Origin of the sequence: Streptomyces sp. NPDC058877 (assembly GCF_042742855.1) — a bacterium.
Classification (GTDB): domain Bacteria; phylum Actinomycetota; class Actinomycetes; order Streptomycetales; family Streptomycetaceae; genus Streptomyces.
Window position 1 is genome coordinate 1 of sequence record NZ_JBHYMF010000327.1, and the last position, 4,032, is coordinate 4,032.

1 protein-coding gene is annotated in these 4,032 nt (G+C 73.0%); it reads left to right on the forward strand.

Annotation, left to right across the window (positions count from 1 at the left end):
- Nucleotides 1-273: 273 nt before the first annotated feature.
- A complete protein-coding gene (gene mfd, locus ACFW2Y_RS34920) occupies nucleotides 274-3,825 on the forward strand; it encodes a transcription-repair coupling factor (protein WP_384887509.1) in 3,552 nt (1,183 codons plus the stop codon).
- Nucleotides 3,826-4,032 lie beyond the last annotated feature (207 nt).

A 4,032-nucleotide genomic window follows, 5' to 3' on the forward strand; every position in this document is an offset into this window, starting at 1 on the left:
GCGGTGCGCCAGGGCCGGACCGTCCGTGCTGCGGGAGGCTCCTGCGGTGCGGCGATCCGGGCGGGGCGCCCGCTTGCCGTGCGGCGAAACGCCTCCGCCTCCTTCCGGGCGGACCGCCCTGCCGCACGGTCCCCGTCCTTCGGGCGGGTGACGGTGGCACGTCGTAGGCTGGGGACGCACCCGGCCGCGCGGCCGGAGACCACCCGGCCCGTGAGACGTGTCGGGTCGTTCGCGTTGCCCGCCCCCCGTAGTCCGAACCCGGGATGGAAGTCCATGAGCCTGCACGGTCTGCTCGACGTCGTCGTCAAGGACGCCGCCCTCGCCGAGGCGGTGAAGGCCGCCGCCGACGGGAACCGTCCGCACGTGGACCTGGTCGGGCCGGCGGCTGCACGGCCGTTCGCCGTGGCCGCACTGGCCCGGGAATCGGGGCGGCCCGTGCTCGCGGTGACCGCGACCGGACGGGAGGCCGAGGACCTCGCCGCCGCCCTGCGCTCCCTGCTCGACCCGGACGCGGTCGTCGAGTACCCCGCGTGGGAGACCCTGCCGCACGAGCGCCTGTCGCCCCGTTCCGACACCGTCGGCCGCCGCCTCGCCGTGCTGCGCCGCCTCGCGCACCCGAGCGGGGACGACCCGGCGGCCGGTCCGGTCAGCGTGGTCGTCGCCCCCGTCCGGTCCGTGCTCCAGCCCCAGGTCAAGGGCCTGGGGGACTTGGAGCCGGTGGCGCTCCGCAGCGGCCAGACGGCGGACCTGAACGAGGTCGTCGAAGGCCTGGCCGCCGCCGCGTACGCCCGGGTGGAGCTGGTCGAGAAGCGCGGCGAGTTCGCCGTGCGCGGCGGCATCCTGGACGTCTTCCCGCCCACCGAGGAACACCCGCTCCGGGTCGAGTTCTGGGGCGACGACGTCGAGGAGATCCGTTACTTCAAGGTCGCCGACCAGCGTTCCCTCGAAGTCGCCGAGCACGGCCTGTGGGCGCCGCCCTGTCGTGAGCTGCTCCTCACCGAGCCGGTGCGCGAGCGGGCGGCGGCGCTCGCCGAGGAACACCCCGAGCTGGGCGAGCTGCTCAACAAGATCGCCGAGGGCATCGCGGTCGAGGGCATGGAATCGCTCGCCCCGGTGCTCGTCGACGACATGGAGCTGCTGCTCGACGTGCTGCCGGAGGGCGCCCTGGCCGTCGTCTGCGACCCGGAACGGGTGCGGACCCGGGCCGCCGACCTGGTGGCGACCTCGCAGGAGTTCCTCCAGGCATCCTGGGCGGCGACGGCCGGCGGCGGCGAGGCCCCGATCGACGTCGGCGCCGCATCGCTGTGGGGCATCGCGGACGTGCGGGACCGGGCGCGGGAGCTGGGCATGGCCTGGTGGTCGGTGTCGCCGTTCGCGGCGGACTCCGGCGCGGCCGACGGGGACACGTTGGTCCTCGGGATGCACGCCCCCGAGGCGTACCGGGGCGACACCGCCCGCGCGCTCGCCGACACCAAGGGCTGGCTGGCCGACGGCTGGCGCACGGTGTACGTGACGGAGGCCCACGGCCCGGCGGCGCGCACGGTGGAGGTCCTCGGCGGCGAGGGCATCGCCGCCCGCCTCACCTCCCTGGACGCGAAGCCGGGCGGCCCGGCGGAGATCGCCCCGTCCGTCGTGCACGTCTCGACCGGCTCCATCGACCACGGCTTCGTCGACCCGGCCCTCAAGCTGGCCGTGCTCACCGAGACCGACCTCTCCGGCCAGAAGGCGGCCGGCAAGGACGGTCAGCGGATGCCGGCCAAGCGCCGCAAGACGATCGACCCGCTGACGCTGGAGGTCGGCGACTACATCGTGCACGAGCAGCACGGCGTCGGCCGGTACATCGAGATGGTGCAGCGGACCGTGCAGGGCGCGACCCGCGAGTACCTGCTGGTCGAGTACGCCCCGGCCAAGCGCGGCCAGCCCGGCGACCGGCTGTACATCCCGACCGACCAGTTGGAGCAGGTCACCAAGTACGTGGGTGGCGAGGCGCCGACCCTGCACAGGCTCGGCGGCGCGGACTGGACGAAGACCAAGCAGCGGGCGAAGAAGGCGGTCAAGGAGATCGCCGCCGACCTGATCAAGCTGTACTCGGCGCGGATGGCGGCGCCCGGCCACGCCTTCGGTCCGGACACCCCGTGGCAGCGGGAGCTGGAGGACGCCTTCCCGTACGCGGAGACGCCCGACCAGCTGTCCACCATCGCCGAGGTGAAGGAGGACATGGAGAAGACCGTCCCCATGGACCGCCTGATCTGCGGCGACGTCGGCTACGGCAAGACGGAGATCGCCGTGCGGGCGGCCTTCAAGGCGGTCCAGGACGGCAAGCAGGTCGCGGTCCTGGTCCCGACCACCCTGCTCGTCCAGCAGCACTTCGGCACCTTCAGCGAGCGGTACTCGCAGTTTCCGGTGAAGGTGCGGGCGCTCAGCCGCTTCCAGACGGAGAGCGAGTCGAAGGCGACGATGGAGGGGCTGCGGGAGGGCTCGGTCGACGTGGTCATCGGTACCCACCGCCTCTTCTCCTCGGAGACCAGGTTCAAGGACCTCGGCCTGGTCGTCGTCGACGAGGAGCAGCGCTTCGGCGTCGAGCACAAGGAGCAGCTGAAGAAGCTCCGGGCGAACGTCGACGTCCTGACGATGTCGGCCACCCCCATCCCGCGCACGCTCGAAATGGCGGTCACCGGCATCCGCGAGATGTCGACCATCACCACCCCGCCGGAGGAGCGCCACCCGGTCCTCACCTTCGTCGGCCCGTACGAGGAGAAGCAGATCGGCGCGGCCATCCGCCGCGAACTGCTCCGCGAGGGGCAGGTCTTCTACATCCACAACCGGGTGGACTCGATCGACCGGGCGGCGGCCCGCCTCCGCGAGATCGTGCCCGAGGCGCGGATCGCGACCGCCCACGGCCAGATGTCGGAGCAGGCGCTCGAACAGGTCGTGGTCGACTTCTGGGAGAAGAAGTTCGACGTCCTCGTGTCGACGACGATCGTCGAGTCCGGCATCGACATCTCCAACGCGAACACCCTGATCGTCGAGCGCGGCGACAACTTCGGCCTCAGCCAGTTGCACCAGCTGCGCGGGCGGGTCGGCCGTGGTCGAGAGCGCGGCTACGCGTACTTCCTCTACCCGCCGGAGAAGCCCCTCACGGAGACGGCGCACGAGCGGCTCGCGACGATCGCCCAACACACCGAGATGGGCGCCGGCATGTACGTCGCCATGAAGGACCTGGAGATCCGCGGCGCGGGCAACCTGCTCGGCGGCGAACAGTCCGGTCACATCGCGGGCGTCGGCTTCGACCTGTACGTGCGCATGGTCGGCGAGGCCGTCGCCGACTACCGGGCCTCGCTGGAGGGCGGCGTCGAGGAGGAGCCGCCGCTGGAGGTCAAGATCGAGCTGCCGGTCGACGCGCACGTGCCGCACGACTACGCGCCGGGGGAGCGGCTGAGGCTCCAGGCGTACCGGTCGATCGCCTCCGCGAACTCCGAGGAGGACATCAGGGCCGTCCGCGAGGAACTCACCGACCGCTACGGCAAGCTTCCCGAGCCGGTCGAGAACCTGCTCCTGGTCGCGGGCCTGCGCCTGCTGGCCCGCGCCTGTGGAGTCGGCGAGATCGTCCTCCAGGGCTCCAACATCCGTTTCGCTCCGGTGGAGTTGCGCGAGTCCCAGGAGCTGAGGCTGAAGCGCCTCCACCCGCGCACCGTCATCAAGCCGGCCGTCCACCAGATCCTGGTGCCGCGTCCGACGACCGGGAAGATCGGTGGGAAGCCGGTGGTGGGACGCGAACTCCTGGCTTGGACGGGCGAGTTCCTGACGACGATCCTCGGCGGGTGAGGCCCTGCCGCCGGCCTGCGGGGACTGACATCGGCCCGGCGACCCGGTAGGGGGTCGGGGCCCTCTGCGGCCCGGCGGCCCTCGGCGACTTGGGGGCGTGCGCCCGGGGCGTCCGGGGGCCCCCGGCGCCGGGGCCCGGCCCCCGTCTCCGGCCCGGGCCGGGGGCCGTGGCGGGGGGGGGGGCCGGCCGCCCCCGGGCGGCGGCGG